The sequence below is a fragment of the Mesorhizobium vachelliae genome (assembly GCF_033977325.1).
Classification (GTDB): domain Bacteria; phylum Pseudomonadota; class Alphaproteobacteria; order Rhizobiales; family Rhizobiaceae; genus Mesorhizobium; species Mesorhizobium vachelliae.
Genome location: NZ_JAVIIR010000013.1, coordinates 167,164 through 193,603 on the forward strand (window position 1 = coordinate 167,164; position 26,440 = coordinate 193,603).

The window sequence follows — 26,440 nt, forward strand, 5'->3', positions numbered from 1 at the left end:
GCATGAACAAGAGCGCCCCATTGTCCGGTTTGCGGATCCTCGTCGTCGAGGATGCTTTCCTGGTTGCGCTCGATCTTTCCGACGAATTGACCGACGCAGGATGCGATGTCGTCGGTCCCGCGCCTTCCGTTGATGAGGCGCTCGAACAGATCGACGGCGTCGAGTTGGATGGGGCGGTGCTCGACGTCAACCTGAATGGCGAACGCAGCTTTCGGCTCGCCGAGCACCTCGCAACCCGCGACGTCCCCTTTGTTTTCCTCACCGGCTATGACAGTTCCACGGTCTTCCCGGATCAGTTCCGGGATTCGCCGAGATTGTCCAAGCCCGTCGAGACAAGACAGCTCATCGAGGCAGTTTCGCGTTTCGGCAACAACAAGCATTGAGCTGCATGCTCTCCTCCCGCTTGTGGGAGAAGGCGGGGCGCTACCCCCTCGCCCCGAACCTCAAGCCATCCATCAAGAGCTTCACCAGCCTGCCCGAACGCTCGCGCCAGTCCGGCGTGTTCGGCGCCGAATAGATGCCGCCGAGCGCATGCATCACATCGGAGGCGTCGACGTCGGCGCGGATTTTTCCCGAGGCGGCGGCGGCCTCGATCAGGCTTCGCATAGCGGCCGAGACGCGGCCGGAGGTGTCGGAGAACAGCGTCGAGTTGGTGGTGAGCAGGACCCGCAGGCTGGTGGCAAGGCCTCGCTTGGTGGCGATGTAGTCGACGAAGCGCTGCATCCAGAGTTCCAGCGCGACATCGGCCGGATGTTCGCGCGCCAGGTCCCCGGCGGCGTGGCAGAGGCCTTCCACCTCGCGACGGTAGACCACTTCGACCAGATGCTCACGCGTCGGGAAGTGCCGGTAGAGCGTGCCGATGCCGACCCCTGCCCTCCTGGCGATCTCCTCCAGCGAAGCGTCGACGCCGTCGCTCGCAAACATTTGCGCCGCCACCTCGACGAGCTTGTCGCGGTTGCGCTGGGCATCGGCGCGCAACGGCTTTTGCGCCGACGCGCCGCGCGTCGCTTCGGTGGTCATTTCCTGGTCGGGCACTTTTTTCTCCACCAATGCAATATGGGGGGTTGAACCATGACTGGCCAGATCCCAGTTAAATAAACGGAGGCACCTCCGCTTTAGTGGAGTGCTTTTATCATATAACCAGGGGAAGCGGTATGTCACTTACCCAGCGCATAATCTCCCCCCTTGAGGGGGAGATGTCGCCGAAGGCGACAGAGGGGGTCCTGGCGCGTGAAGCGCCAACGCCCTCCGCGACGGCCGGCGAGGCTGGCGCTCTGCGTGAGGCGACCCCCTCTGTCCGCTTCGCGGCCGTCTCCCCCTCAAGAGGGGAGATTAGGCTTCGCCCTCCCTTGCCCCTCTCCTCCCAAGCCCCATTTCCATCCGCCTAGCGTCCAGCAATCGGAGCCCGACGCCCCATGACAAGTCAAATCCAGACAATCATCGATCCTCCCGAAGACGGCCATTTCAGGAATGGCCTCGCCACCAACGGCTCATCCCCCAGTCCCACCACGCTTTCGCTCCATCTCACCATCAACGGCCGCGACCATGCGCTCGAGATCGAGCCGCGCGTGACGCTGCTCGACGCCCTGCGCGACCGCCTTCACCTCACCGGCACCAAGAAGGGCTGCGACCAGGGCCAGTGCGGCGCATGCACCGTGCATGTCGACGGCGAGCGCGTGCTTGCCTGCCTGACCTTGGCTGCCCAGGTCGAAGGCCGCGCGATCACCACCATCGAGGGCCTTGCCGACGAGAACGGCACTCTCAATGCCGTGCAGGCCGCTTTCCTCGAACAGGACGCCTTCCAGTGCGGCTATTGCACGCCGGGACAGATCATGTCGGCGGTGGCCTGCATCCGCGAAGGCCATGCCGGCTCCGACGAGGAAATCCGCGAGTATATGGCCGGGAACCTGTGCCGCTGCGGAGCCTATCCCAACATCGTCGCCGCCGTCCGCCAGGCCGCACAGGAGCTGCGCTCATGAGAGATTTTTCCTATCTTCGCGCCGACAATATCGAGGCAGCGCGCAATGCGGCCGCCCTTCCCGGCGCCATGCTGCTCGCTGGCGGCACGACGCTCGTCGACCTCGCCAAATGCGGCGTCGCCGAACCCGCCACTGTCGTTGACATCAGCCATATCGAAGGGCTCAACGCCATCGATGTGAGCGCCGACCGCGCTTTGGTCGGCGCGCTGGCGAAGATGAGCCATGTCGCCGACAATGCTGAAATCAAAAGCTATTTTCCGGCTGTGTCGGAAGCGCTCTGGCAGGCTGCGTCGGCGCAGCTGCGCAACATGGCGACCATCGGCGGCAACCTGATGCAGCGCACGCGCTGCCCCTATTTCCGCGATCCCGCCAACTTCCCGGCCTGCAACAAGCGTGCGCCGGGCAGCGGCTGCTCGGCGATCGGCGGCGTGACGCGCGGCCATGCGGTGCTCGGCGTGAGCGAAGCCTGCATCGCCACCTATCCAGGGGATCTCGCCGTGGCGCTCGTCGCCTTCGACGCCGAGGTCGATCTCGGCGAGCGCAAGCTCAACGTCGAGGACTTCTTCCTGGCCCCTGGCGCTACGGCCGAGCAGGAGCACGACATCCGCCCTGGCGAGATGATCACCGCTGTCAAAATCCCTGGCTCGGCCGCGGCCAGGCGCTCGACCTATCTGAAAGTCCGCGACCGCCAGTCCTACGAGTTCGCGGCGGCCAGCGCCGCTGTCGGACTGGATCTCGAAAGCGACGGCCGCACCGTCCGCGACATCCGCGTCGCGCTCGGTGGCGTCGCCACCAAGCCGTGGCGAGCGCGGGCCGTCGAGGACGCACTGAAAGGCAAGGCCCTGTCCGAAGATATCGTGCGCAAGGCGAGCGAACTCGCCATGGAGGGCGCCGTCGACCATGGCGCGAACCACTACAAGATTGCGTTGGCACCGCGCGTGATCGCGCGCGCCATCCTCAAACTGGGAGAGACGGCATGACCGTTCATGACATGAAACACGCCGCGTCCGACAGCGCGCGCCTCGAAGCCGTCGGTGGACGCCTGTCGCGCGTCGACGGTCCGGCCAAGATCACAGGCGCGGCGCATTACGCGGTCGAGCAGCAGCTCGAAGGGCTGACGCATGCGGTGCTGGTCGGCGCAACCATCGCCGCGGGCAAGGTGACGGCAATCGACACACGCGCGGCCGACACGGCGCCCGGCGTGCTCGCCGTGCTGACGCCGGACACGATCATGGAGCTGAGGGGCGCCTCGGACTGGTTCGGCAACCCGCCGGCGCAGCCAACTTTCTCGCCGCTCGTGCGCGAGGTCACCTTTTCCGGCCAGCATGTCGCGGCCGTGGTGGCCGAGACGTTCGAGCAGGCGGTGGCGGCGGTCGCGTTGGTCAAGGTCTGGTATGATGAAATCCCGGCGATCGTCGACCTGAGCGACGGCAAGGCCGGCGACGGCATCCCGATCGACGCCATGACCAAGGAATGGGGCGACGCGCAGGCCGCCTTCGCCGCGGCGCCGGTGCGCATCTGCGCGGCTTACAACACGCCACGTGAGTTCCAGGCGGCGATGGAGCCGCATGGGCTGATCGCGAGCTGGGAAGGCGACGAGCTGACCGTCTGGGAGCCGAGCCAGTGGCTCGACGGCATGGCGCGCACCTATGCCGAATGGTTCGGCATCCCCTTCGAGAATGTGCGGCTGGTGTCGCCCTATATCGGCGGTGGCTTCGGCTCGAAGGCCCTCGCCCTCGCGCACAGCGCGGTGGCAGCGGCTGCCGCAAGGATGCTGGGGCGGCCCGTGAAGCTGGTGCTCAACCGCCCGCAGAATTTCACGTCCTATGGCGGCCGCGCCGCGACGCGGCAGACCGTTGCGATCGGCGCCGACAGGGATGGCAGGATCCAGTCGATCGTCCATCGCGGCGTCAACGAAACCGCGGTCGACGGCATGTGGGTCGAGCCGCTCGGCTCCGTCACCTCGATCATGTACGCCACGCCGAATTTCTCCTCGAAGCAGAATGTGGTGCGGGTGAACACTGTGGTGCCGGGAGCAAAACGCGCGCCGGGCGAGAACCCGAGCGCCTTCGGCATCGAATGCGCGATCGACGAGCTTGCCCATGAGCTCGGCATCGATCCACTGGAGATGCGGCTGATCAACTATGCCGAACAGGATCCGCACGCGAAGAAGGCCTGGTCGACACGGCAGCTGCGCGAGGCATTCGCAGCAGGAGCGGAAGCCTTCGGCTGGGCCAGGCGCTCACCTCAACCCCGTTCGATGCGCGACGGCCGCCAGCTCATCGGCTGGGGCGTGGCGGCTGGCACCTATCCGGTGCGGCGCGCCCATGGCGAGGCGGTGGTGAAGATCCTCGCCGACGGCACGGTCGAGGTCGAAAGCTCCTCCATCGACATGGGCCAGGGTACCTATACGATCCTGGCGCAGACCGCCGCCGAAACGCTCGGCGTGCCAGTGGAGCAAGTGTCGGTGAAGCTCGGCGACTCGCATTTCGCCCGCGCCGGCGTCACCGGCGGCTCGCGGCTTGCTGGCGTCATGACCGGCGCCGTGCACAAGGCGGCGGGCCAGGCGCTGGACGAACTGATCGGGCTGGCGCTGTCCAACCCGCGCTCGCCCTTCCAGAAGCTGCAGGCGAACACGCTGCAAGTGCGGGACGGCCGCATCGCATCGCCACGCGGCGAAGGACCGGACCTGTCGATCGCCGAACTCATGAGCGCCGTTGGCCGCGACCGGATCGAGGCCAAGGGCGACACCCTGCCGGCCAGCACGACGCCGGAGGAGCGCTACAACAACTACACCACCATCGCCATGTCGATCCCGCACACCGAGGGCGAGTATTCGCGTCATTCCTGGTGCGCGCATTTCGTCGAGGTGCGGGTGGATGAGGATTTCGGCACAGTGCGGGTGTCGCGCGTGGTGTCGGCGCTGGACTCCGGCCGGCTCTATAACCCCAAGCTGGCGGAGAGCCAGTGGAAGGGCGGCATCATCATGGGCATCGGCCAGGCGCTGCTCGAGGAAGGCATCGTCGACCGCCGCCACGGCCGCATCGTCAACGGCAATTTCGCCGACTACATGCTGCCGACCAATGCCGACATTCCCGATATCCAGACGATCTCGGTCGGCATCCCCGACCCACACTCCTCCGCCCTCGGCGGCAAGGGCGTGGGAGAACTCGCGATCGTCGGCATCGCGCCGGCAATCGCCAACGCTGTGTTCCACGCAACGGGGAAAAGAGTGCGGGACCTGCCGATTACCTTGGAGAAGTTGATCTGAGGGTGGCCTAATCTCCCCCCTTGAGGGGGAGATGTCGCCGAAGGCGACAGAGGGGGTTGCCGCGCGTGGAGCGCCGACGCCCCGCTCGACGAGAGACAACGCTGCCGCTCCATGTGAGACGACCCCCTCTGCCCTACCGGGCATCTCCCCTTGAGGGGGAGATTAGCAGTTTCGGCGCCACACCTGCCTCTCCTACCAATCCAACCCGAACACCAGCTTGCCGAAATGCAGGCCGCCCGCGGCCATATGGGTGTAGGCCTCGGTCGCCTCGTTCTGCGAAAACACCTTGTCGACAACCGGCTCGATACGGGCAGCGCCGATGGCGCGGGCGGCGTCTTTGAGGTCGGACACCGATCCGGTGTTGTTGCCCACAACCTTCAGCGCCTTGATGATGATCGGCAACAGGTTGACCGTTGCCTCGGCGCCGGTGACGAAGCCGATGGTGAACAGCGTGCCGCCGGGCGCGGTGGCGTTCACCGCACGGGCAAAGGTGGCGGTACCGCCGGTCTCGACGACAAGGTCGGCGCCGAGGCCATCGGTCAGTTCCAACACCTTGCCGTCCCAGTCCGACGTCGCGCGGTAGTTGATAAGGTGATCGGCGCCGAGCGCCTTGGCCCGCTCCAGCTTCTCATCCGAAGACGAAGTGATGATGACGGTGGCCCCGGCCGCCTTGGCGAGTTGCAGCGTGAAGATCGAGACGCCGCCGGTGCCGAGCAGCACCACCACTGAGCCCGGCCCGACATTGGCGATGCGAAGCGCGTTCCAGGCGGTGGTGCCGGCGATCGGCAAGGTCGAGGCCGCCTCGAAGGAAAGATTGGCCGGGATCGGCACAATGGAATTGGCCGGCAGCGCGACATATTCGGCAAGCGACCCTGGCAATGAGATGCCACGCATCTGCGTCATCTCGTAGGGACGCGGCCGGCCGCCGATCCAGCGCGGCTTGGCGTGGGCGACGACGCGATCGCCCGTGCTGAACCCTGTCACACCCTCGCCCAGCAAGACAATCTCGCCGGCGCCGTCGGCAACCGGAATGAGCGGAAAGACCGGTCCTGGGTAGTTGCCGCTCGCCACAGCAACATCGACGAAATTCAAGCTCGCCGCGCGCTGGCGGATGAGCACCTCGCCGCGTTGCGGTTCGGGGGTGGCGACGCTGGCGGCGCGGAAGGCGTCCAGCCTCGGCTGGCTGAGTTCGATGGCTTTCATGGGTTAACTCCGTGGGCGGTCGATTGATGGTTGAGCGAACCTAGCTGCTGCGCTATTCCTCGATAATTGTTTGATTTTGCATTTGAGTATTGCAAACTATGCAGCAATCAGTTGAACCCTCGGCCCTTGCCGAAATGGCGGCCTTCGCAGCCGTCGCCGAGGCGCGCTCCTTCACCAGGGCGGCGGCGATAGTTGGGCGCGACGCGACCATCCTGTCGCGCCGCCTGCAATCGCTGGAAGAGCGGCTGGGGGTGCGGCTGCTGCACCGCACGACGCGCAGCGTATCACTGACCGAGGCGGGCGCGGAATTCCTGTTGCGCGTCCGCGCCATCCTGGCCTCGGTCGACGAGGCGGAAGCGGCCGCCGCCGCGCATGCCGGGGGCCGGCCGCGCGGGCTGCTGAGACTGGCGCTGCCCGGCACGTTCGGGCGCATGTGGATAGCCCCGTTCCTGCCGCAGTTCCTTGCCGAGTTCCCGGATGTGCGCATCGAGGCGGAATTCTCCAACCGTTTCGCCGATCTCGTCGCCGAGAATTTCGACGTCGCGGTGCGGCTGGGCAGCCTGGAGGATTCGCGACTGGTGGCGCGCAAGGTGGCGACGCGGCGCCGCCTGCTTTGCGCGGCGCCTTCCTACCTCGCCCGCAGAGGCAGGCCGGAAACGCCGCAGGCGCTGCTCGAGCATGCCTGCCTCGGCTTCTCCGGCTTCCAGACGTTTCCGGCATGGGAGATGACCGACCGCGAGGGCCGGCGCGCGCGTGTCGAGGTTTCGGGCCCGCTGGTCAGCGACGACGCCGAGGTGCTGGTCGAGGCCGCAGTACAGGGCGTCGGCCTGATGATGAGCACCGACTGGCTGGTCGGTCGCGAGCTCGCCGATGGCCGCCTTGTGCCGATCCTGGAGGGCTGGACACTGGCCGACGAGGGCGCGGTCTATGTGGTCATGCCCTCGGCCAAGGGCCAGGCCGCCAAGGCCCGTGCCTTCGCCGACTGGATCGGCAAGCGCTTCGCGCCGGAACCGCCATGGCGAAAGTGAAGGCGAGATAGCTGGTGTTCGCGCCTGCGATAACAATGCGGTGTTCCGCACGACGAGGAAGAGGGTGAGGTATTTGCTGCTGTGCGCTCGCTTGCGGGGAGATCCGTCGTCCCTGGGTTCGCCAGCTTCGCTCTTCTCTCGACGCCCGATCGAACCTCAAACGGCCGGGCCGGGACGGAACCCGCCAGCACCGCCCGCGTTGGCAACAAAGCAGTCCACGAATGGAGATGGACAATGGCAAGCGCAAACGACCGCGATCCGCGGCACCACACGCAGAAAATGCAGAAAGCATTCCGGGAGATTCAAGACCACCTCCGGGAAGACATCACAAAGGTGGATGAGCCCCAGTTGAAGGCAATGTTTGAAACGTCGGCGGAGGTCCTGGGCGGCCTGATCAAGGCTTTCAGGGATTATGAGCAGAAGAATGAGGCAGCCTGGCGGTAAGCAGGCTAGGCTGCTTCGCCGTTCACGGAAGAGGCAAGGCGATGTCCACGACTGTAAATGTCCGATACATGGTCAACGACGTCGATGAGGCCGTGGCCTGGTACACGAAACACCTCGGTTTCACGCCGCTTTCCAACCATGCGCCGGCCTTCGCGGATGTCACGAGGGGAGCGCTTCGTCTGCTGCTCAGTGGCCCGACCAGTTCAGCGGGAAGGCCGATGCCCGATGGCGAGCGGCCAGGTCCTGGAGGCTGGAACCGCATCCATCTGATTGTCGAGGACCTTGCCGCGGAGGTTGTCCGGCTGCGCGCTGCGGGCCTCTCCTTCCGCAATGAAATCGTGACGGGTCCAGGCGGCAAGCAGATTTTGCTGGTCGATCCTTCGGGCAATCTGGTGGAACTGTTCCAGCCGGCCCGATAATTGGCGAAACCGGCGGGGTGAATAATCTCCTCCGTTGCGGGGAGATTGGCCGTAACTTCGCAAATCTCCCAGCTGCGATGCGCCTGCTTGTTCTGTATGATCCGAGCGACAGCTCATTGGGGGAAAGATTATGCGGACCAAACTGCCCAAATGCGCCGCCGCGATATCCGTCATCGCCGCGCTGCTCACCACCTTGTCCGCCCATGCCGCATCCTGCACCTGGTCCGCCAAGATGGAGGAGGACGAAGGAGGCAGCGTGATGACGGCCTCGGTCTGCGGCGGGCCAAAGGGTGACGCGCATCTGATGCTCGCCTGTTTCGGCAAGCCGGTGCTGAGCTACGATCTCGGCACCGCCGGCGGGCAGCTCGAGCCCGGCATTAGTGCGAACTTCGCCTTCAAGGCCGGCGGCAAGAGCCTGACCAAAAAACTCGAGCTCGAGGCAATGTACAATTACTTCACGACCGAGCTATCCGGCCCGGCCGACCCGTTGCTGGCGCTCTTGCGCGGCAAGGGCGAGGTGGCGGTTTCCGCCGACAAATATGGTGAGATGAGTTTTCCGCTTAAAGGCTCCGGCGCGGCGATCGGCAAGGTGTTGGCCGAGTGCGGCAAGGGTTCCGGCGGCGAGGCGGATTGAAGCGTGACGCAAATCCCCTCGAGGGGAGAATAGCGCCTTCACTTGCCCTGTGCTTTCATGAACTGCCCGAGCAGTTCCATCGGCAGGGGGAACACCACCGTCGACGAACGCTCGCCGGCGATGTCGTGCAGGGCCTCGAAATAGCGCAACTGCATGGCCTGCGGCTCGGTCGCCAGCATGCGACCGGCCTCGACCAGCTTCGCTGCTGCCTGCTGCTCACCGTCGGCGTTGATCACCTTGGCGCGGCGCAGCCGCTCGGCCTCGGCCTGCTTGGCGATGGCGCGGATCATGCTCTCGTTGAGGTCGACATGCTTGATCTCGACATTGGAAACCTTGATGCCCCAGGCATCGGTGCGCTGGTCGAGTATCTCCTGGATGTCGCTGTTGAGCTTGTCGCGCTCGGCCAGCATCTCGTCGAGCTCGTGCTTGCCGAGCACCGAGCGCAGCGTGGTCTGCGCCAGCTGGTTGGTGGCGGCCATGAAATCCTCCACCTGGATGATCGCCCGCTCGGCGTCGACGATGCGGAAATAGAGCACGGCGTTGACTTTGACCGAGACATTGTCGCGCGAGATCACATCCTGCGGCGGCACATCCTGCACCACCACGCGCAGGTCGACCCGCACCATCTGCTGAACGAAGGGGACGAGGATGATCAGCCCGGGGCCCTTGACCCCGGTGAAGCGGCCGAGCGTGAAGACCACGCCGCGCTCATATTCCCTGAGGATACGGATCGCCGCCGCCAGGAACATGAGCACGGCCACCGCAATGATGAGATAGGCCACATAACCGACCATCATTTTATTGCTCCGTTGTTGCCTGCATCGCGACGCCGCACCGTCAGCACGAGGTCGCTGACATCAGTCACCTCGACGTGGTCGCCGGGCTGCATTGGCTCGCCTGCCTTCGCCCGCCAGCGCTCGCCAAAAGCCAGCACGTGCCCTTCGCCGCCCTGCCAGTCGAGGATCTCGACGGGAAGGCCGCGCATGGCCTCGCCGCCGACGCGCGGCGGGTTCTTGCGCGCCGCCCAGACATAGGTGCCGGTGAGCAGCGCCAGCCCGAGCGTCAGCGCGGCCGCCGGGCCGATGACCGCCCACGACATGGCAAAGCCCGGCCCTTCGACCTTGAGCAGCATGGCCGAGCCGAGCACGAAGGCGGCGACGCCGCCCAATCCAAGCACCACGGTGGGGTTGAAGGCCTCGATGATCAGGAAGGCGACGCCCAGCAGCATCAGCGCGAGACCGGTATAGTTGATCGGCAAGAGGTTCAGCGCATAGAGTCCGAGCACCAGGCAAATGGTGCCGATGACCCCCGGCGCCACCGCGCCCGGGCTGGTGAACTCGAAGACGAGGCCATAGACGCCGACCAGCATCAGGATGATTGCGGTGTTCGGGTCGGTGATGACAGCCAGCAGCCGGATGAACCAGCCTGGCTCAAGCGTCTCGACCGGCAGCCCTTTGGTCGCCAGCACCTCTTTCCTGCCGGCCACCTCGACGGTGCGCCCGTCGGCAAGCTGCAGAAGCTCGGCGGTGTCGCGGGCGACGAAGTCGATGACATGTTCCTGCAGGGCGGCGTTGGCCGACAGGCTCGCCGCCTCGCGCACCGCCTTCTCGCCCCAGTCGCCATTGCGCCCGCGCATCTCGGCGAGCGAACGGATGAGCGCGACCGCGTCATTGGTGACCTTGGCCATCTCCGCATCGCCGGGCGGCCGTCCGGTGGCGTCCTTTCCGTCCTTGCCCGGGCCATTGTCCTTCTCGCCGCCGGGCAGCGAGGGCAGCCCGCCGATCTCGATCGGCGTCGCGGCGCCGAGATTGGTGCCGGGCGCCATCGCCGCAACGTGGGTGGCGTAGAGGATGTAGGTGCCGGCGCTGGCCGCATGGCCGCCGGGGGGCGCGACATAGCCGATGACGGGCACGGGCGACGCCAGGATGCCGGCGATCATCTCGCGCATCGAGGTGACCAGGCCGCCCGGCGTATTGAGCTGAAGGATCAGGACCGCGGCATCGCGCTTGGCGGCGGTGCCGAGCGCTTCCTCAAGCTGCCTGGCGCTCGCCGGCCCGATGGCGCCGTCGATGGCGACGCTCAACGCAACCTTCCCGCTCCCGGCGGAGGAGAAGGGAGAAACGACGGCCGCGGCCATGAGAGCAGCGGCGAAAACCCGCGCCATGCTCACGCTCAAAGCTCCATGGCTCAAATATGGGTTGTATCGCGGCGAACTCCAATGGGCGTTGAAGACCACTCGAGCGGAGATCACGCGCTCCAGCGCTTTTGCCGATCGTCGCAACCGCTTTCCGCCCGGCCCGTGCGACACTGCGCACGGGCCGGGCTGCTAAAAATCAAAAATCAGTAATCGGAGCCGCCCTCAACGACGACCGGGCGGTGATGATGCCGGTGGATCGAACTCGTGACGACCACGGAGTCGTCACGGCGGTGGTGGCGGTGACGCCAGCCGCGCTCGCCATTGTCATAGAAGGCGACGGTGCCGTGATGGCGGTGGTGCAGGCGGTGGCCCTCGTCATTTATGATGAACGCCGGGCGGTGGTGATAGTGGTGCCTGTGATGCGTCCTGATGACGACATCGGCCTCGGCCGCCGAAGCGACGGCGGGTGCGGCGACGCAGAGCGCCAGGGCCGCAAGAAGCACTGTTTTCATTGCTCTATTCCTCAATTCCTGAATCGTCCCTTCGCCGGATAAACAGCTTTCCACCGCTTTGGTTCCGGCCTTGTCCGCGTGCCGGCGCGAGGCCAGGACGGAGGAAGCAAAGGCTCGGCCGGTGCAGCGGGCGGCATGGCTCAGCGACCCTGCTGGCGCCGAAGCGCGACATATCTGAGGTAGGTCGTGGCCGCGGCGTCGCAGGCACGCCGTCCCCCGCCATTCGCGTCGATTATCGTCTTGGCAAGCCGTGTCGGCAGGCCGTATTTGCTGGCAAAGAACGTGGGCTCGTATGGCTGGTCTTCAGCATCGTCTATAGATCTATCGAGGCTCATGTCGGCTCCCTATCGGCGGCTCCAGAAAATTCGCGCGTTTGCCAATGCGAAGCGGCGGCTTTGGTTGCCGCGCTCGGCCCTCCTCAGAGCTCTGTCCGACTTCAGTCCGATACGGCCTTCCGACCGTCGCCTGATCGGCGGAACGAAGGCCTTCCGCCCTCGTTTGCCGACATCGATTCCGCAGCATCACGGCTGCCAAATGGAGCAACGGACATGAACGACGACCGCAACAGTGTTCTGGAGGCGCGCTGGCTTCTCGCTGTGCCGGCCTCGATGCTGCTCACCGTGCTGATAGCCGGGTTATTGCTTGGGTAGACGGCGATGAAACCGCCTTCTCTTTCGCGCCAGCGATTTCCTGTCATGCCCGCCGGCTTCTACGCAACGGTCGTTGCTATGGTCGCCAGCACCCTGGTGCCGTTCGGCCTGACCAATGCGGTGACTTATGCCCTAACGGTGCGACGATCATCATCGCCGGAGCCGAGCGCCTTGCGGCCGGTGAAGGCTTGAGGACGCAATGAGTGAAGCCGGAGCCGCGGTGGGTGGGGGTTCGTTGGGGTGGCCGAGGCCCCGGCTGAAGGCGGAATGGGCACCGCCGCCAGCCAAAGATAGACCCCACGAGCGGCTGCGAAATTACGTGATCGCGGAAGCATTTTTGACCACGAAACCATCCCGACGCATCGTTGTCGCACGGACCGATAGGAACAAGTGCTCGGCGTCGCCGTTTGTGGGGATGGTTATGTTCGCACCCCTCGATATGAACGGCGAGAGCCGCGCCGATCTCCACCGAGCCGCAAGGCTGTCGATGCTTCATGACCGCGTGGTGAAGCGCCTCGACAAGGTCGACCATTCCGCCGATGCCGTCGAGATGGCCGCAGCCGCTTTCGTTGAGGCCACCCATTCGCCGACCATCGTCGCTGCGCCATTCAGGCAAGTCAGGAAAATTCAAATGGCGGCCGGTTGGACACTCGGGCTGTGAGCTGCAAAGGGCAGCATGAACTGGTCAGTGAGACCGAGCGTTGCGTTCCCTGACGAGATCGCGCGTCCTCAACTCGGCGTATGCCGCCTCGCGGTCCCCACGATATCGCCCCAGCAATCTCATTGCCTCGTCGCGTTCCAGACGCCCGAGCTTCATCATAAATCGAAGTTCAGGCTCCGGAATCAGAGGCTGAGGTTCCCGGCGCCGCCACCACATCTCATGCATCGCTTCGACCTCCCACGCCAACTCAAGAGTCCGGCAGAACCGCTATCCGCCAATCGCCCTGCCTGCGGAGACGTTATAGCCCAGCCATGCAATGGCCTGAGTGACAATGCCCACACTTCTCACTTCTGACGCGTGTATTTGCTGGCGATGTCCCCTCCAGCCGGGCATCGGCCCGGTCTGCATCCTGTGTCGGAGGCGCAGGCCGGGCTCCTGAGATCACACGCTGCGGCGCTCTCTCCAATCGCCAGCAAACGCAATCATCATTGCAGCCGCGACCTGCCCAGCCGCCACCGCAAAGGTCAGTCCCATCCCGTGCGCAACGGCTGCCGGCGGCGCTGCCGCGACATCTTTCGTGCCCACGGCGAAGGAGAATACCGCGCCCATCAACGCCGTGCCGGTGACGAGCCCGAGATTGCGCGAGAGGCTCAGCATGCCCGACACCACGCCGCGCTCGCTCCTGTCGACGCCGGCCATGACGGCAGTGTTGTTGGCCGCCTGGAAGAGCTGGTAGCCCGGCGTGAGCACAATGATCGCCGCCGCGTAGCCGGCAACGCCGAAGAGGCCTGGCAACGCGGCGAGCGCGACGCAGCCGGCGGCCATCAGCGCCAGCCCGGCAACCACCATCGCCGCGGCGCCGAGGCGGTCGACGACACGCCCGGCAATGACGCCGCAGAACGCCGAGACCACGGGCCCGATCGACAGCACGGCGCCGGTCGCCGCTTCGCTCAGACCCAGCGCCCGCGACAGGAAGAAAGGGCCGACGACGAGCGTCGCCATCATCACTGTCGAGACCAGCGCGTTCGCGGCGAGGCTGGGCGCCAGCACCGGGTCGCGCAACAGCGCGAGCTTGACCAGGGGAGACGCCACCTTGGCCTCGACAATAAAGAACAGCCCCGTGCCCACCATGGCCGTGCCGAGCAGCACCATGTTCAGGCCGCCGAAATGGCCGCGCCCCATGGTCATCGCCAGCGCATAGGCGGCAAGCGTGACGGCCAGCAGCAGCGTGCCCAGCGTATCGAAGCGCGCGGCTCCCTTCGTCCCCCGGTGGTTGATGCCCTCCCCCTTGTCGCCCGGCAGGAAGCGCCAGGCGGCAAGCAGGGCAACGGCGCCGAGCCCGGCGTTGATGAGGAAGATCGAGCGCCAGCCGAGCGCGGCGATCAGCACGCCGCCGAGCGAAGGCCCGAGCGCCGTGCCGATCGCTGACATGGTGCCGAGCAGGCCCATGGCGCTGCCGGTGCGCTCCTTCGGCACCGTCTCGCCGACGAAGGCGATCGTCAGCGCCATCATCACGGCAGCGCCCAGTCCTTGCGCGGCGCGCGCGGCGACCAGCAGCGCCAGCGACGGCGCGAGCGCCGCGGCGAACGAGGCGGCTCCGAATAGCGCGAGGCCGGCGATGAGCAGCGGCCGGCGGCCGACCAGATCGCCGAGCCTCCCGACGCTGACGATGAGCATCGTGATGGCGAGCAGATAGGCCAGCACCACCCATTGCACTGCCGCAAAGGACGCAGCGAAGGCCACGCTCAGCGTCGGCAGCGCGACATTGGCGACGCTGGTGCCGAGCGAGGAGACGAGCATGGCCAAGGACAGGCTGGCCAGCGCGCCCACCGTCGAATGGCTTCCAGGCGCAGCTCGTGTTTCGGCAATGTCGGCCATGATCTCTTCTCCGTCGTTTCGAACCTGCCGGGAAGATAAGCGTGCCGGCGACATGGCGAAATATGCAGCATTTGCACTTGAACAGTGCATCAGACGCCATGTCTCTTTGACGGATCCGTGCTAAGGTCGCGCCATGTCGCGACCCGATCTCAACCTGCTCGTCACGCTGGATGTGCTGCTTGCCGAAGGCAGCGTCGCCAGGGCGGCGCGGCGGCTGAAGCTCAGCCCCTCGGCGATGAGCCGGGCCCTGGCAAGGTCGCGCGAAGCGACCGGCGATCCGCTCCTGGTGCGCGCCGGGCGGGGCCTGGTGCCGACGCCGCGCGCCATCGAATTGAGCTCCGACGTCGGCCGACTGGTGAAGGAGGCAGAAGCGGTGCTGCGGCCGGTCGAGCGGCTCGACCTCACGCGGCTCACCCGTAGCTTCACGCTGCGCAACAGTGACGGTTTCGTAGAGAATTTCGGCCCGGCGCTGCTGGCCCGCGTGGCTGAAGAAGCGCCGGGCGTGCAATTGCGCTTCGTGCCCAAGCCCGACAAGGACAGCGGCCCGATGCGCGAGGGCACGGTCGATCTGGAAACCGGCGTGGTCGGCGGCTCGACCGGGCCGGAGGTGCGCGTGCAGGCGCTGTTCCGCGACCGCTTCGTCGGCGTCGTGCGCGCCGGCCATCCGTTAAGCGAAGGCCGCATTACCACCACCCGCTTCGCCGCCGGCCGGCACATATTGATCTCGCGCCGCGGCTTGGATCGCGGCCCGGTGGACGACGCCCTGGAGCTAGCCGGGCTGACGCGGAAAGTTACGACCGTGGTCGGCGGCTTTGCCGAGGCGCTGGCCCTGGCGCGCGGCTCCGATCTCATCGCCACCGTGCCGGAGCGCTATACCGGCATATTGCGCGAGGGCCTGTTCACCTTCGCGCTGCCGGTGAAACTCGCTGCGCTGACGATCTCGCTTCTGTGGCATCCGAGGCTCGAGGCTGATCCGGCGCATCGCTGGCTGCGCGGGCTGGTGAAAGAGGCGTGTCGCCTGTCCTCTCCCCCATCTCACGGGGGCGAGAAACCGATGCCCTGATGCCCGCCGCAACATCACCGAACCAACCGCGCGTTGCAGGCGATATCCCCATAACGTTAGCATCTACTGACTTATATTGCAGTACGCAGGACAAACCGTGTCTGTGATGGAACCCGCGACACTGTCAGCGCGTTGCCGGGCGCCTGTGAAACAGCCGGAGGCTCCCTTTGATCGAATTCAGGAAGTTCACCTGCCCCCGGTGCCTGGGCGCCGGCAAGGTGTTCGAGTGCGAGAAGCAGGTGGCGTCGAACGGCACGTGCTGCCTCTCTGGGGCATTGCGCGACAATTGCCCAGGTCAGCGGGTTTCCTGCCAGGGCTGCAACGGAACCGGCCTGCGCGGCTACGGTACACCCTCTGCCGTAGAGCGCTGAACCCCAGCCGGCTTGCCCGGCACGACAATCGGATCTTGAATTATATGCGTTGTTTCTAATATAAAGATGTCGCGCGGGAAGCGAAGCGGCGGGCGCCCTGGATACGCGCATGAAAACGTAACGGCGAAACCGTCGTCGCGATCCATTCGACAGAAGCCAAGACACCTTTCGAGGTGGCCGAGAAGGCGCTCGGCCAGAAAGTCACCTTGCGCGCCGGCGCCGACAGATGGGTCCGTGTCGTCGACCTCACCGAGCGGCCGCGGCCAGCGAAGCTCAGGCCCGCGATCTTCGAATTCAAGGCGATCGGACAAAGAAAATAGGGCGCCCGCTCCGTGGCACGTTAGGCACTGGCGCCGCCCATCAGCGCCGCTACCAGGGTCGCCAGGAAGACAAGCAGCCCCAATGCGACCCGATCCAGCCATGACCGCCGTCTGGCAAGAACGTCGAACAACCGATTGGCCATCGCAACTTCCCCCATTCGCTGGCGACATTCTAGCACGTCTTTCATGAGCGGATCATGAAACGGCTCACAGATGCGTCCGATACCGCTTTCCAGGAAAACCCCTCGTCGCAGGACGCCAATGCTGCACCGCCGGATTTGCGCCCAAAAAAAGTCGGGATCGAAGGGACAAGCCGGCCAGCGAAAAATCAGCTTATTCAAGCAGATAAGCATATATGTGCGGCGCGGCCTGCCGGATATCGGAAAAGCCCGGAATTCCGCCATTTCGCGGCTCTTCGCATGGGGTCCAGGATGCCTGCAATGCGTGCTTCGGACACGAAAAGGCGGCTAAAAGGACGCTCCCGGACCGCTCGGCGGCGGCGTTGACAGGACCCCGCGCCAATGGCACTCCGCAACCACTGGTCACGCCATGACCGTTGCTGTTGGGGACGGACGGGGTTTCAGCAGCTTGGCGGCGGCGCCGGACGGGCGGGCACCTGCGCAGTGTACCGCCCGCTCCTGGCCAGGCTTGGCTTCCAGCTTCAAAAACCGATGTCCTCGAAACTGCCGGCCTTAAGACTGCTGGTCGGCGCGTTCGTCGACCCCGGCTCTCGGGATATCAGAATGAGAAGCCCGAGTTTGGTGTGGCAGCTGTCACGGCGGAAAGCCTGTCACGTCTGGCAAGCGTCGGTTTGCAGTATGGCTTCGTCATCGGCTGTCTCGGCCCGGGCGATGAGATCAGGACAGCAACATATGTCCGGCGCCGGCCGCGTCAAGCGAGCTCAAAAATCTGGCGAGCCAGAAATTTGGCGAACAGGTAAAATTTGGCTGGCAAGCCGACAGGCGCGCCAGCCAATGTCGTCGGTACGCCTATGTTACGGCGCCGGGTTCGAGGCGACGGCCGCGACGACGCTCGACAGCTTCTGGCGCTTCGACAGTACCGGCTTCTCGTAAGTCTTCTTCATGGGAAACCCCTTGCCCAGTTTTCACGCCGGCAGCGGAAACCCGAATCGGATTCGCGTCAAGAACATTCGCGTGATCGACGTGCCGTAAGGGCTGACTACAACCGAATGCATACGGGCTGTAGCTTACCTGCAACATCCGCTGCCGTTCTCCGATATCTTGCGACGGTCCCGGGTTAGCCGGCGTGCCGCAGCCAGTGGCGGTCGAATACGTCCAGGATAGCGCGGAACTCGGCCGGCGGGATCTGGCCGGCGTCGCCCTCGCCGTCGGCTCCGAGGAACCGGCCGACCAGCCGGTCGACAGTTTCCGGATGCTCGATGGTGATGCCGAGCGCTGCAAGGTCGGCGGCGATCGATCCCTGCGGAAGCAGATACCCTCCCCATGCGGAGGCGCCGGGCACCGGATCGCGCAGGCGCACCATGAGGATCCGGGTAAACGAAGGCTGCGCCTCCGGACCGATGATGGCTGTGCCGCACATATAGCCGCCAAGCACGCTGCCCGGTTGTGATTGAGGGAACAGGCTGAAGAAGAACTGGGCATCGCCGCCGACCTCCCTGACATGGACGTACAGGCCGCGCTTCGCGGGCGTCACGGGGCCACCCAGAACGAGCTGGCCGGTCGGCAAGGCCTCGCGGTAATGGGCGGTGAGGCCGTGCACACCAGGTCCCCCTTCGATCGACAGGCTGCCCTTGATAAGCTGGCCGCGATAGTAGGGCGACCAGGCACGCGAATAGCAGGCATAGCTTCCGATCAGCGCTATGCTCTGGGCGCGGTCGTCATGCGCGGAGGCTGCCTCGAACTGCTGCGCGGCGAGCCGTTCGAGCGCGCCCCGGTCCATGCCGTGACGGGCGCAAATGGCGGCGGTGAAGCTCGGCAGATCGCTTTCGGCGATCCACGCGCCGGGCTGTTCCAGCTGCAGCAGCTTCGCCCAGTCGTCATAGACGCTGACCTCGCGCGGATGGGCCCGACCTTGCAGCCACTTGTCGGCACGGCCGAGATCAAATGCCGTTCTGGGATTGACGGCGCGGAACGCCGCCGCGAGATCCTTGCGGGTCACCGTGCCCAGCAAGGCCGAAGTCAGCCTCAATTTTTGCGCGATGTGCTGCGCCATGCCACAAGCCCCTCAACGCCTTTCGCCGCCAGAGCGTTTCGGCATTTGGCGGGAATAGGCGAACTGCCCACGATTTCATTCGGGTCGCCGGCAAACAGTCTCCATTGCCGGCTACCTTATTTCCATTTCCTAATGTCGCAGGAAATCCAAAGAATTCCACGATATTCCACGCGCGCCGTCTTTGCGACCTGGCGACCGGCGCTAGGGTCTCCCCGGGATGAATGCATTTGGGACAAATACTGGGGAGCTGTCATGAAACTCGTTCTATCCGCGCTTGTCTTGGCGCTTGCGCTGTCGCAAGCCGCCGAGGCCAAAACAAAAATCCTCCTGACCGAGACAAAGACCAGCCACGAGAAAAGCCGGCCGCCGCTCGATCAGACGGCCACCGGCGGCATAGTGCCCTCGGCGGACCTGGCTTCGAAGGCCGCCGACCCTGGCCAAGCCTATCCGCAGCCGCTGGACCTTCATTTCTAGAGCAATTCCCGGATCTGCGCTCGGCGGTTTTGGTCCGCGACCGCCTAAGACAAAAGGTAGCCATTCCAGTGGACCCATAGCCGGTTCGCCATATGGGATCGGCGGGGAAAAAGCAGCGGCCGGAGGGCCAAACCAACAGCCACCCAGCCAACCCGAGGGCTGGGGACCTGGCGCCGCCGGCGGGGGCGGCGCCTTCCCGCGCGGATCGCGAGGTCACGGTCCGCGCGGGCAAGGCTTCCGGCAGTCACCCCGATCATTCTTCTGCAGATCCAAGCCGTTCTTGACGAATGGCCGGCGAACCGAAAAGCTCGGCCGCGACGCCGCAATGGCGCTGTGCGGGAAGGGAGGCCGTGCCATGGGTGCCGACGAAAAGCTTGCCGCGCTCGGCATCGTGCTGCCACCGCCGCTGAAACTGCCGCCAGGCATGGTGGTGCCTTTTCCCTGGGTGAATGTGCGCGGCGACCGCGCCTATATCTCCGGCCATGGGCCGCAAGAGCCGAACGGCTCGCTAGCCGGCCCGTTCGGCGCCGTCGGCGAGAGTATGTCGATGGAGGAGGCGCGGGGCTCGGCCCGCAAGGTCGGGCTGTCGATGCTTGGCAGCCTGAAACGCGAGCTCGGCAGCCTCGACCGGATCACCGGCTGGTGCCGCGTGCACGGCATGGTCAATTCGGCATTGCGCTACACCGAGACGCCGGCGGTGATGAACGGCTTCTCGGAACTCATCCTCGAGGTCTTCGGACCGGAGATCGGCCGCCACGCCCGCACGGCAATAGGCGTTGCCGCCCTGCCCTTGAATTTCCCGGTCGAGATCGAGGCCGAGGTGATGATTGGGAGGTGAGCGTCACAGCTCCCCTTTCAAGCCAGATGGTCAGCTCCAGCCCGCTTGACCAGGCCGTGGTCGGCGCGATACGCGGGCGCAGGCCATCCAACCGATGAAAGATCCGCCATGACAGACGTTATCGTAAAAGACAGCAACGGCACGCCGCTGAAGGATGGCGACTCCGTGACCCTGATCAAGGACCTCAAGGTCAAAGGCACGTCCGAGACGATCAAGCGCGGCACGCTGGTCAAGAACATCCGCCTCAACGGCAATCCCGGCGAGATCGAATGCAACACAAAGCAGGTGAAGGGCCTGGTGCTGAAGACGGAGTTCCTGAAGAAGGCGTGATTGTGGGGCCGGGTCGAGCGGATTTCTGCGTGGCACTGGCGATCTGAGCTACGCTGGCGACGGCTATCCCCCATAAGGAAACCGGCGGCTTCGGCGCCGCCGCCGGCCCTGTCCACCTCCCCTTATGTTGCACTGCGTTAGATTTGTTGCATTGCGATATCAGAGCGTAGGGACGAGGCTTTGCGGCAGGCGGGATACGGACGAGCATTGCGAGGTTCGTATTCGTGTCAGCATCGGCACAGGATTTCCGACCCGACATCGAAGGATTACGGGCGCTGGCCGTGGCGGGCGTCGTCGCCTACCATTTCGGCCTGACCGCGCTGCCCGGCGGCTTTGCCGGGGTCGACATCTTCTTCGTCATCTCGGGCTACCTGATCACCCGTCATCTCGCCGCCGAGATCTCCGACACCGGCCGGCTTGATCTGTTGCGTTTCTATGCCCGGCGCGCGCGGCGCCTGCTGCCGGCCGCGCTTTTCGTCATCGCCGCGACGCTTGCCGCGGGCACGCTCATCCTGTCGCCGGAAGAACAGGCGCTCTATTCCAAGGGCGCGATGTTCGCCTCGGCCTATATGATCAATCTGTGGCTGATCCGCTGGTCGTTCGACTATTTCGCCAATGACGCCACCAGCAATCCGTTCATTCACTACTGGTCGCTGTCGGTCGAGGAGCAATTCTATCTCGCCTGGCCGGCGCTGCTGATGCTGGCCGCATGGGTGAGACCGGGCAAGCGCGGCATAGTCGTTGCGATCGGCATTGCAGGCCTCGTCTCCTTCGTCTTCTGCGCCTGGCTGACGAGCGTCTCGCAGCCCTGGGCCTTCTACTTTTCGCCGCTGCGCGCATGGGAATTTGCCGCCGGCGGCCTCGCATCGATGGTGCCGGCGCGGCTATTGCAGGAACGCCCGCGGCTGGGGCGGGCGTTAAGCCTGACCGGACTGGCGATGATCGGGGTCGCTTATCTCACCTTCAGCGAGGACGCTCCCTTCCCCGGCTTTCTGGCGCTTTTGCCTGTGGTCGGCACAGTCCTTCTGCTCAAGGCGGGAGCGGCCGGCGCCAGGGACGGCCGTTTGCGCAATTCCAAACGGAACTGCGTGAATGCCGCCCTGGCGCTGCCGCCTTTGCAATGGATCGGCAAGCTCTCCTACTCGATCTATCTCTGGCATTGGCCGGTCATAGTCTATGCCGGCATGCTGGCGCCGGAACTGACGCCCGCCGAGCGGCTCTACTGCCTTGCGCTGACGCTGGCGCTGTCTGCCCTCAGCTACCACCTCATCGAGAACCCGATCCGTCGCAACGGCTGGCTGATGGCCAATGCGGCGCGGGCGCTGGTGCCGGCCCTCCTCCTGACCGGCACCGGCGTCGCAGCCGCTTATGGCAATGCGAGGCTCGCCGTGCACGACCTCGATCCGCAGCAGCGCATTATCGCCGCGAGCGCCGCAGAACCGTCCACAGCTCGGGCCAGGGCCGGCTGCGTGCAGGACTACCAGAGCGTGACGCCGACGCCTTGCGTGTTCGGCGACGGACAGCGTGTCATCGCTCTGTTCGGCGATTCCCACGCCGACCACTGGTCGACACCGCTCATCGAGGCGGGTCGGAAAAACGGCTACAAGGTCGTGACGTGGCTGAAGAATTCCTGCCGCGCCTCGCGCATCAGCGTCTGGTCGTCCGAGCTCAAGCGCGCCTACTCGGAATGCGACCGCTGGCGCGAACAGGCGATCAAGGAGATCATCGGGGCAAAGCCGGCGCTGGTGGTCATCTCGGAGCTGGCGCTGACCAGCGGGCGCAAGATGGCGGGCCGCGAAGGCGCCACGGACAGCCAGGACGCCGACTGGCGGGCCGGTCTTCGCTCAACGCTCACCAGCCTGAGCCGAGCCGGCCTCAAGGTCGCCTTCATCCGCGACGTGCCCTTCAACAACGAAAATGTCGACACCTGCGTGGCGCGGGCGCTGTGGCGGAACGAAACGCCCTCGCGCTGCGACCAGACGCGCGCCTATGCCGCCAATGACCGGATGGCCGCGGTGGAGCGCGACATCGTCGACAGCATCCCCAACGCAGCTTACGTCGACCTCACCGACCGCTTCTGCAGCGCCACCACCTGCCACGTCTTCATCGACGGTAAGCTCGCCTTCCGCGACCAGCATCATCTGGCCACGCCCTTCGCGGAATCGCTGGAGCCGGAGGTGGAGAAAAGGGTGATTTCCAAGGTGGGGAGGTAGCTAATCTTCCCCCACGAGGGGGAGATGGCCGGCAGGCCAGAGGGGCGTGAAGGATCGCGGCGCTGCAGATCAAGGTTCCTCGCCCCCACGAATGTGGGGAGAGGTGGCGCGGCGAAGCCGAGACGGAGAGGGGAGCGCCCTACGAAAGCCCCCTCTCCGTCCGCTTCGCGGCCACCTCGCCCCCGCCTTTGGCGGGGGCGAGGAACCCAAGCCTCGATACGTTGGCGGGACAGCGCGCGCCTCTGGCCTGCCGGCCATCTCCCTCACAAGGGAGATCAGCAGCTTCGGCGTCGGCGCCCTACCCCACCGCAACGACGAAATGCTTCGTCACCGGCTCGAGGATTTTCCACGTCCCCTTGAAATCCGCCTCGACCACGAAAGCATCGCCGGGGCCGACCTCGACCGGCTCGCCGCCGTCGGGCGTAATGATGATGCGGCCGGCGATCATGTGGACGAACTCGTAGTCCGTGTAGGTGGCGTGGTAGGTGCCGGGCGAGGCGCGCCTGGTGCCGGACATCACCTTGCCGTCCTCGGTGGTGTGCTGCACGGCCGTCTGCATGGTCGGCCTGCCCTCGACGACGACCCAGCCCGGCAGGTCGCCGGCCTCGGCGTGCTCCACGGCGCCGAATTTGAGGATGGTGGGTCTGGTCATCGGATGCTCCTGCGATTGCCGGGATTGGCTGACGAGGGCATAGCCGATGATGACATGCGGTGCACGCGGCGATGCGACAAAGCGCGACGCGCTATTCTCCGCTAGTCCATATGCTGTTTGCAGGGAAGAGAGCGTTTTGCTGCATGTGCGAACGGGCTCGTCCCCGAGCAAGCGGAGATAGGGCCACGCATTTTCCTCGGAACACCGGCCAGATCGAAACCGTTTACTCTCCGAAGGGGCGTCCTCGAAACTCAAGGAGGCAGCGATGAAAAAGCTTCTGCTTGCTTCGATGATCGCCATCGCCTCGGCGTTCGCGATCGCGCCGGCCAGCGCGGCCAGCGTGCAACTCGGTATCGGCGTCGGTCCGGGCTATGACGACGGCTATTACAACGATTATGGCGGATACTACCCGCACCGTTATTATCGCCATGTCTACAATGACGACTACGACAATGGCGGCTATGTGGTGCGCTACCGCCATAATTGCCGCACCGAACTGGTGAGCCACTGGCGCCACCACCACCGCGTGCTGGAAAGAGTGCGCGTCTGCGGTAACGACTATAACGACTACTAACCGCCCGGGTTGGATAGCGCGGAACGGCTTCGCCCGCCCCGCGCTATCGTTCGGCATGCGCGTGGGCCGCTCCGAGCGCTCACGAAGTCCTCAAATGTTGCTGATTGCGCGCTGCGGCGCAATTTTTCGGCGTGCCGGACGTTATTATTGGTGAACCTTCAGGAGGAGGTTGCCATGAAAAAGTTCCTGTTTGCCTCTGTTATCGCCCTCACCTCGGCGGTTGCCATCGTCGGGCCGGCGAATGCTGGCAACGTATTCCTCGGCGGCAGTTATTTCGACTACGGCCCTTTCGGCGACTTTTACGACAGCTACGGCTCCGTTCCGGTCTACGGCTCCTATTGGGGCGGCTCCTATCTGGACGACGGGCCCGGCTACGGCCCGGCCTACGGTAACGATGGCAGCAGCTATGTTGCCCCGCCGAACGTGGTGCACGCCCACCGCCATTGCCGGATCGAAGCGGTGACAACCCGAAGCCATGACCATCGGTTCACGCGTCAGGTGCGCGTCTGCAGCTAGCTGTATCCGCCGCCAGGAAGAAGGCGCGGCTTCACACCCCGGTGATTTTCGCGCGAGGCCAACAGCCACTTGGCAGCTTTTCGGCTTGTAAAGCGTTGTTAATGTGAACCTTCAGGAGGAGGTTGCCATGAAAAAGCTTCTACTTGCCTCTGCAATCGCCGTTGCGGCGGCGGCGGCCACGGTCGCGCCGGCTGACGCGCATCCGCATGTGTTCTTCGGCTTCGGCTTCGGGCCCTTTGGCGGCTACGAGCCCTACCCGTTCTATGGCGGCCCGTATTACGGCGGCTACCGCGACTATTACGACGACGACTATTACCCTGGCTACATGGTGTACCCGCACTACCGATACCACAGGTACTATTATTACCATCACCGGTATCACCATAGGCACTACTACCATCACCGGCACCACCACAGGTACTATTACAGGTACTAGGTGGCAGGCGTTGACGAGGCCGGCGACTGGCTGATCTCCCCATTGTGGGGCCCCACAAAGGGGAGATCAGCCAGTCGCCACGCCTTGCAAATCCCCGCCGAAATGCCATCTAAGTCGCCGGTTCCAAGGAGAACAAAGGGTGACGCAGCGAAGCGGCAGCGCCGACCTGCCACTGCATGGCGGGCGGGTCCCGAAATGGCTGGGCGAGCGCATGACGAAGCTCGGCGCGGTGCTGTGCGAGGCGATCATCCACCATTACGGCCGCGACGAGCTGCTCAGGCGCCTGGCGCATCCCTTCTGGTTCCAGTCCTTCGGCGCCGTGATGGGCATGGACTGGCATTCGTCCGGCATCACCACTTCCGTCATCGGCGCGTTGAAGCGTGGGCTGAACCCGATGTCCGGCGAGCTCGGCATCCATGTCTGCGGCGGGCGCGGCGCGCATTCGCGCAAGACGCCTGGCGAATTGCTGGCGATCGGCAACCGCACCGGCCTGGACGGCGATGCCCTGGCCACCGCCAGCAGGCTCGTCGCCAAGGTCGACAGCGCCGCCGTGCAGGACGGCTACGACCTCTATCTGCACGGCTTCATCGTCGCCGATGACGGGCGCTGGGTGGTGGTGCAGCAAGGCATGAACGGCGACGCCCGCCAGGCCCGCCGCTACCACTGGCTGTCGGAGGGGCTCAAAAGCTTCGTCGACCAGCCGCATGCGGCGATCGAGGGCGAGGCGCAAGGGCAGATCGTCAACCTTACCGACCATCGCGCCGAGAAAGCGCGCGGCGGCCAGGTCGAGCTGCTGAAGACCATGAGCCCGGAAAAGATCCTGAGCGAGCTTGCCTTGCTGGAACCGAGACCCGAACCGGAGCCTGCCGCCCAGCCGCTGCTACCCAACCTCGTCATGCCCGCGCATCACGACGTGCGCGAGAGCGACATCGTCATGCGCCGCCTGCACGGCAACATCGCCTCGGCCATCGAAAGCGGCCCGAAGGATTTTCCGGAACTGCTGCTCGTCCCCGGCGTCGGCCCGCGCACGGTGCGGGCTTTGGCCATGGTCTCTGAAGTGGTGCATGGCGCGCCCTACCGCTTCTCCGACCCGGCGCGCTTCTCGCTCGCCCATGGCGGCAAGGACCGCCACCCCTTCCCCGTGCCGCTGAAGGTCTATGACGAGACGATCGGCGTGCTGAAATCCGCGGTGGGGAAGGCCAAGCTCGGACGCGGCGAGGAGTTGGAGGCGCTGAGGCGTCTCGATGGGGAGTCACGCCGGGTGGAGCGGTACGTGACGGGGCCGAGCTTGAAGGAGATTGTGGCGGGCGAGATGGACCAGTCGCATTTGCTGGGCGGGCGCAGCGTGTTCGGGTGGGAGGGGCCGCTGGAGAAAAGTGAAGGCCCGGCGCAGTTGAAGAAGGGCACTTGAAGCGCTCGCCCACAATAGCCTCGCAGGTCAGCGCTGCCCCTCATTGCCCTGCCGGGCATTTCTCCCCGTAAACGGGAGAAATGGCTGTCGCCGGCGTCTCGCCTCCCCTTCGCCCCGTTTACGGCATAAGCGCTAAGATAGTGTTGGCATGGACTGAAACTTGCGTTTTCGTGGTGGCTCACGCCAACGATGTCGCAAGGCATGGAGATTTTGACGCAGGGCTGCCAATGGCG

The 26,440-nt window shown here is 65.1% G+C and carries 30 protein-coding genes and 1 pseudogene; 21 read left to right on the top strand and 10 right to left on the bottom strand.

The window, feature by feature from the left end; translation table 11 throughout:
• The first annotated feature begins 2 nt into the window (after window positions 1-2).
• Complete coding sequence (locus RFM41_RS25220; protein ID WP_320251938.1) at window positions 3-383, top strand: response regulator; 381 nt, start codon at window positions 3-5, stop codon at window positions 381-383.
• A 40-nt stretch (window positions 384-423) separates the two neighbouring features.
• Here the strand turns inward: RFM41_RS25220 and RFM41_RS25225 are convergent, their stop codons facing one another.
• Complete coding sequence (locus RFM41_RS25225; protein ID WP_320252002.1) at window positions 424-1,020, bottom strand: TetR/AcrR family transcriptional regulator; 597 nt, start codon at window positions 1,018-1,020, stop codon at window positions 424-426.
• Window positions 1,021-1,529: 509 nt separating this feature from the next.
• Between RFM41_RS25225 and RFM41_RS25230 the strand changes: the two genes are divergently transcribed.
• The 3 genes from RFM41_RS25230 to RFM41_RS25240 are packed head-to-tail and all read left to right on the top strand — an operon-like array spanning window position 1,530 to window position 5,250.
• Window positions 1,530-1,979, top strand: coding sequence for a (2Fe-2S)-binding protein (locus RFM41_RS25230; RefSeq protein WP_320252004.1), 450 nt, complete (start codon window positions 1,530-1,532; stop codon window positions 1,977-1,979).
• Window positions 1,976-2,959, top strand: coding sequence for an FAD binding domain-containing protein (locus RFM41_RS25235; protein ID WP_320251939.1), 984 nt, complete (start codon window positions 1,976-1,978; stop codon window positions 2,957-2,959). The genes RFM41_RS25230 and RFM41_RS25235 overlap by 4 nt, the downstream gene beginning before the upstream one ends.
• On the top strand, window positions 2,956-5,250 hold the full coding sequence (locus tag RFM41_RS25240) for a xanthine dehydrogenase family protein molybdopterin-binding subunit (RefSeq protein ID WP_320251942.1): 2,295 nt from the start codon (window positions 2,956-2,958) through the stop codon (window positions 5,248-5,250). The genes RFM41_RS25235 and RFM41_RS25240 overlap by 4 nt, the downstream gene beginning before the upstream one ends.
• 192 nt (window positions 5,251-5,442) lie before the next feature.
• Here the strand turns inward: RFM41_RS25240 and RFM41_RS25245 are convergent, their stop codons facing one another.
• Window positions 5,443-6,453, bottom strand: coding sequence for a zinc-dependent alcohol dehydrogenase family protein (locus tag RFM41_RS25245; RefSeq protein WP_320251945.1), 1,011 nt, complete (start codon window positions 6,451-6,453; stop codon window positions 5,443-5,445).
• Between the two features lie 98 nt (window positions 6,454-6,551).
• Between RFM41_RS25245 and RFM41_RS25250 the strand changes: the two genes are divergently transcribed.
• From RFM41_RS25250 to RFM41_RS25265, 4 genes are all read left to right on the top strand, one after another.
• Window positions 6,552-7,481, top strand: a complete 930-nt coding sequence (locus tag RFM41_RS25250) for a LysR family transcriptional regulator (RefSeq protein ID WP_320251948.1) — start codon at window positions 6,552-6,554, stop codon at window positions 7,479-7,481.
• A 234-nt stretch (window positions 7,482-7,715) separates the two neighbouring features.
• Complete coding sequence (locus RFM41_RS25255) at window positions 7,716-7,925, top strand: hypothetical protein (protein WP_320251950.1); 210 nt, start codon at window positions 7,716-7,718, stop codon at window positions 7,923-7,925.
• A gap of 41 nt (window positions 7,926-7,966) precedes the next feature.
• Entirely contained in the window at window positions 7,967-8,344 is a 378-nt protein-coding gene (locus tag RFM41_RS25260) for a VOC family protein (protein ID WP_320251952.1), read from the top strand.
• 130 nt (window positions 8,345-8,474) lie between these two features.
• Window positions 8,475-8,978 (top strand): hypothetical protein, encoded by a 504-nt coding sequence (locus RFM41_RS25265; protein ID WP_320251954.1) that lies wholly within the window; start codon window positions 8,475-8,477, stop codon window positions 8,976-8,978.
• Between the two features lie 38 nt (window positions 8,979-9,016).
• On the opposite strand, the gene RFM41_RS25270 is transcribed toward RFM41_RS25265, so the two are convergent.
• Both RFM41_RS25270 and RFM41_RS25275 read right to left on the bottom strand, forming a co-directional pair.
• A complete protein-coding gene (locus RFM41_RS25270) occupies window positions 9,017-9,775 on the bottom strand; it encodes a slipin family protein (protein ID WP_320251956.1) in 759 nt (252 codons plus the stop codon).
• Window positions 9,772-11,142 carry an NfeD family protein gene (locus RFM41_RS25275; protein WP_430691560.1) on the bottom strand — a complete coding sequence of 457 codons (1,371 nt, stop codon included), beginning with the start codon at window positions 11,140-11,142 and terminating at the stop codon, window positions 9,772-9,774. Before RFM41_RS25275 ends, RFM41_RS25270 begins: the two co-directional genes overlap by 4 nt.
• Between RFM41_RS25275 and RFM41_RS25280 the strand changes: the two genes are divergently transcribed.
• On the top strand, window positions 11,048-11,308 hold the full coding sequence (locus RFM41_RS25280; RefSeq protein ID WP_320252006.1) for a hypothetical protein: 261 nt from the start codon (window positions 11,048-11,050) through the stop codon (window positions 11,306-11,308). The two genes, RFM41_RS25275 and RFM41_RS25280, sit on opposite strands and share 95 nt — an antisense overlap.
• A 10-nt stretch (window positions 11,309-11,318) precedes the next feature.
• Here the strand turns inward: RFM41_RS25280 and RFM41_RS25285 are convergent, their stop codons facing one another.
• Window positions 11,319-11,627, bottom strand: a complete 309-nt coding sequence (locus RFM41_RS25285; RefSeq protein ID WP_320251961.1) for a hypothetical protein — start codon at window positions 11,625-11,627, stop codon at window positions 11,319-11,321.
• Between the two features lie 140 nt (window positions 11,628-11,767).
• Entirely contained in the window at window positions 11,768-11,962 is a 195-nt protein-coding gene (locus RFM41_RS25290; RefSeq protein ID WP_320251963.1) for a hypothetical protein, read from the bottom strand.
• Window positions 11,963-12,317: 355 nt separating this feature from the next.
• Between RFM41_RS25290 and RFM41_RS34220 the strand changes: the two are divergent.
• Window positions 12,318-12,418: pseudogene (locus RFM41_RS34220) on the top strand (low affinity iron permease family protein); the annotation flags it as partial.
• Window positions 12,419-12,698: 280 nt separating this feature from the next.
• Window positions 12,699-12,938 (top strand): hypothetical protein, encoded by a 240-nt coding sequence (locus RFM41_RS25300; RefSeq protein WP_320251965.1) that lies wholly within the window; start codon window positions 12,699-12,701, stop codon window positions 12,936-12,938.
• A gap of 441 nt (window positions 12,939-13,379) precedes the next feature.
• Here RFM41_RS25300 and RFM41_RS25305 read toward each other — a convergent pair whose 3' ends face one another.
• Window positions 13,380-14,816 carry an MFS transporter gene (locus RFM41_RS25305; RefSeq protein ID WP_320251967.1) on the bottom strand — a complete coding sequence of 479 codons (1,437 nt, stop codon included), beginning with the start codon at window positions 14,814-14,816 and terminating at the stop codon, window positions 13,380-13,382.
• 133 nt (window positions 14,817-14,949) lie between these two features.
• Here RFM41_RS25305 and RFM41_RS25310 point away from each other — a divergent pair, with 133 nt between their 5' ends.
• Both RFM41_RS25310 and RFM41_RS25315 read left to right on the top strand, forming a co-directional pair.
• Window positions 14,950-15,879, top strand: coding sequence for a LysR family transcriptional regulator (locus RFM41_RS25310; RefSeq protein ID WP_320251968.1), 930 nt, complete (start codon window positions 14,950-14,952; stop codon window positions 15,877-15,879).
• 544 nt (window positions 15,880-16,423) lie between these two features.
• A complete protein-coding gene (locus RFM41_RS25315) occupies window positions 16,424-16,570 on the top strand; it encodes a hypothetical protein (protein ID WP_320251969.1) in 147 nt (48 codons plus the stop codon).
• A 20-nt stretch (window positions 16,571-16,590) separates the two neighbouring features.
• On the opposite strand, the gene RFM41_RS25320 is transcribed toward RFM41_RS25315, so the two are convergent.
• Both RFM41_RS25320 and RFM41_RS25325 read right to left on the bottom strand, forming a co-directional pair.
• On the bottom strand, window positions 16,591-16,974 hold the full coding sequence (locus RFM41_RS25320; protein WP_320251971.1) for a hypothetical protein: 384 nt from the start codon (window positions 16,972-16,974) through the stop codon (window positions 16,591-16,593).
• Between the two features lie 853 nt (window positions 16,975-17,827).
• Window positions 17,828-18,763 carry a hypothetical protein gene (locus RFM41_RS25325; RefSeq protein WP_320251973.1) on the bottom strand — a complete coding sequence of 312 codons (936 nt, stop codon included), beginning with the start codon at window positions 18,761-18,763 and terminating at the stop codon, window positions 17,828-17,830.
• 252 nt (window positions 18,764-19,015) lie between these two features.
• On the opposite strand from RFM41_RS25325, the gene RFM41_RS25330 reads away from it, so the two are divergent.
• From RFM41_RS25330 to RFM41_RS25345, 4 genes are all read left to right on the top strand, one after another.
• A complete protein-coding gene (locus RFM41_RS25330; RefSeq protein ID WP_320251975.1) occupies window positions 19,016-19,237 on the top strand; it encodes a hypothetical protein in 222 nt (73 codons plus the stop codon).
• 355 nt (window positions 19,238-19,592) lie between these two features.
• Window positions 19,593-20,075, top strand: coding sequence for a RidA family protein (locus RFM41_RS25335; RefSeq protein WP_320251977.1), 483 nt, complete (start codon window positions 19,593-19,595; stop codon window positions 20,073-20,075).
• A gap of 108 nt (window positions 20,076-20,183) precedes the next feature.
• Window positions 20,184-20,405, top strand: coding sequence for an alkylphosphonate utilization protein (locus tag RFM41_RS25340; RefSeq protein WP_040973723.1), 222 nt, complete (start codon window positions 20,184-20,186; stop codon window positions 20,403-20,405).
• A gap of 224 nt (window positions 20,406-20,629) precedes the next feature.
• Window positions 20,630-22,618 (top strand): acyltransferase family protein, encoded by a 1,989-nt coding sequence (locus tag RFM41_RS25345; RefSeq protein ID WP_320251979.1) that lies wholly within the window; start codon window positions 20,630-20,632, stop codon window positions 22,616-22,618.
• Between the two features lie 298 nt (window positions 22,619-22,916).
• Here the strand turns inward: RFM41_RS25345 and RFM41_RS25350 are convergent, their stop codons facing one another.
• Window positions 22,917-23,270, bottom strand: a complete 354-nt coding sequence (locus RFM41_RS25350) for a cupin domain-containing protein (RefSeq protein ID WP_320251983.1) — start codon at window positions 23,268-23,270, stop codon at window positions 22,917-22,919.
• Window positions 23,271-23,535: 265 nt separating this feature from the next.
• On the opposite strand from RFM41_RS25350, the gene RFM41_RS25355 reads away from it, so the two are divergent.
• The 4 genes from RFM41_RS25355 to RFM41_RS25370 all read left to right on the top strand — a co-directional run bounded on the left by RFM41_RS25355 (window position 23,536) and on the right by RFM41_RS25370 (window position 26,207).
• Window positions 23,536-23,844: a hypothetical protein gene (locus RFM41_RS25355; RefSeq protein WP_320251985.1), complete on the top strand. Its 309-nt coding sequence runs from the start codon at window positions 23,536-23,538 to the stop codon at window positions 23,842-23,844.
• 174 nt (window positions 23,845-24,018) lie between these two features.
• On the top strand, window positions 24,019-24,360 hold the full coding sequence (locus tag RFM41_RS25360; protein WP_320251987.1) for a hypothetical protein: 342 nt from the start codon (window positions 24,019-24,021) through the stop codon (window positions 24,358-24,360).
• A 127-nt stretch (window positions 24,361-24,487) separates the two neighbouring features.
• On the top strand, window positions 24,488-24,796 hold the full coding sequence (locus RFM41_RS25365; protein WP_320251988.1) for a hypothetical protein: 309 nt from the start codon (window positions 24,488-24,490) through the stop codon (window positions 24,794-24,796).
• A 139-nt stretch (window positions 24,797-24,935) separates the two neighbouring features.
• Window positions 24,936-26,207 (top strand): DUF763 domain-containing protein, encoded by a 1,272-nt coding sequence (locus RFM41_RS25370; protein ID WP_320251990.1) that lies wholly within the window; start codon window positions 24,936-24,938, stop codon window positions 26,205-26,207.
• Window positions 26,208-26,440 lie beyond the last annotated feature (233 nt).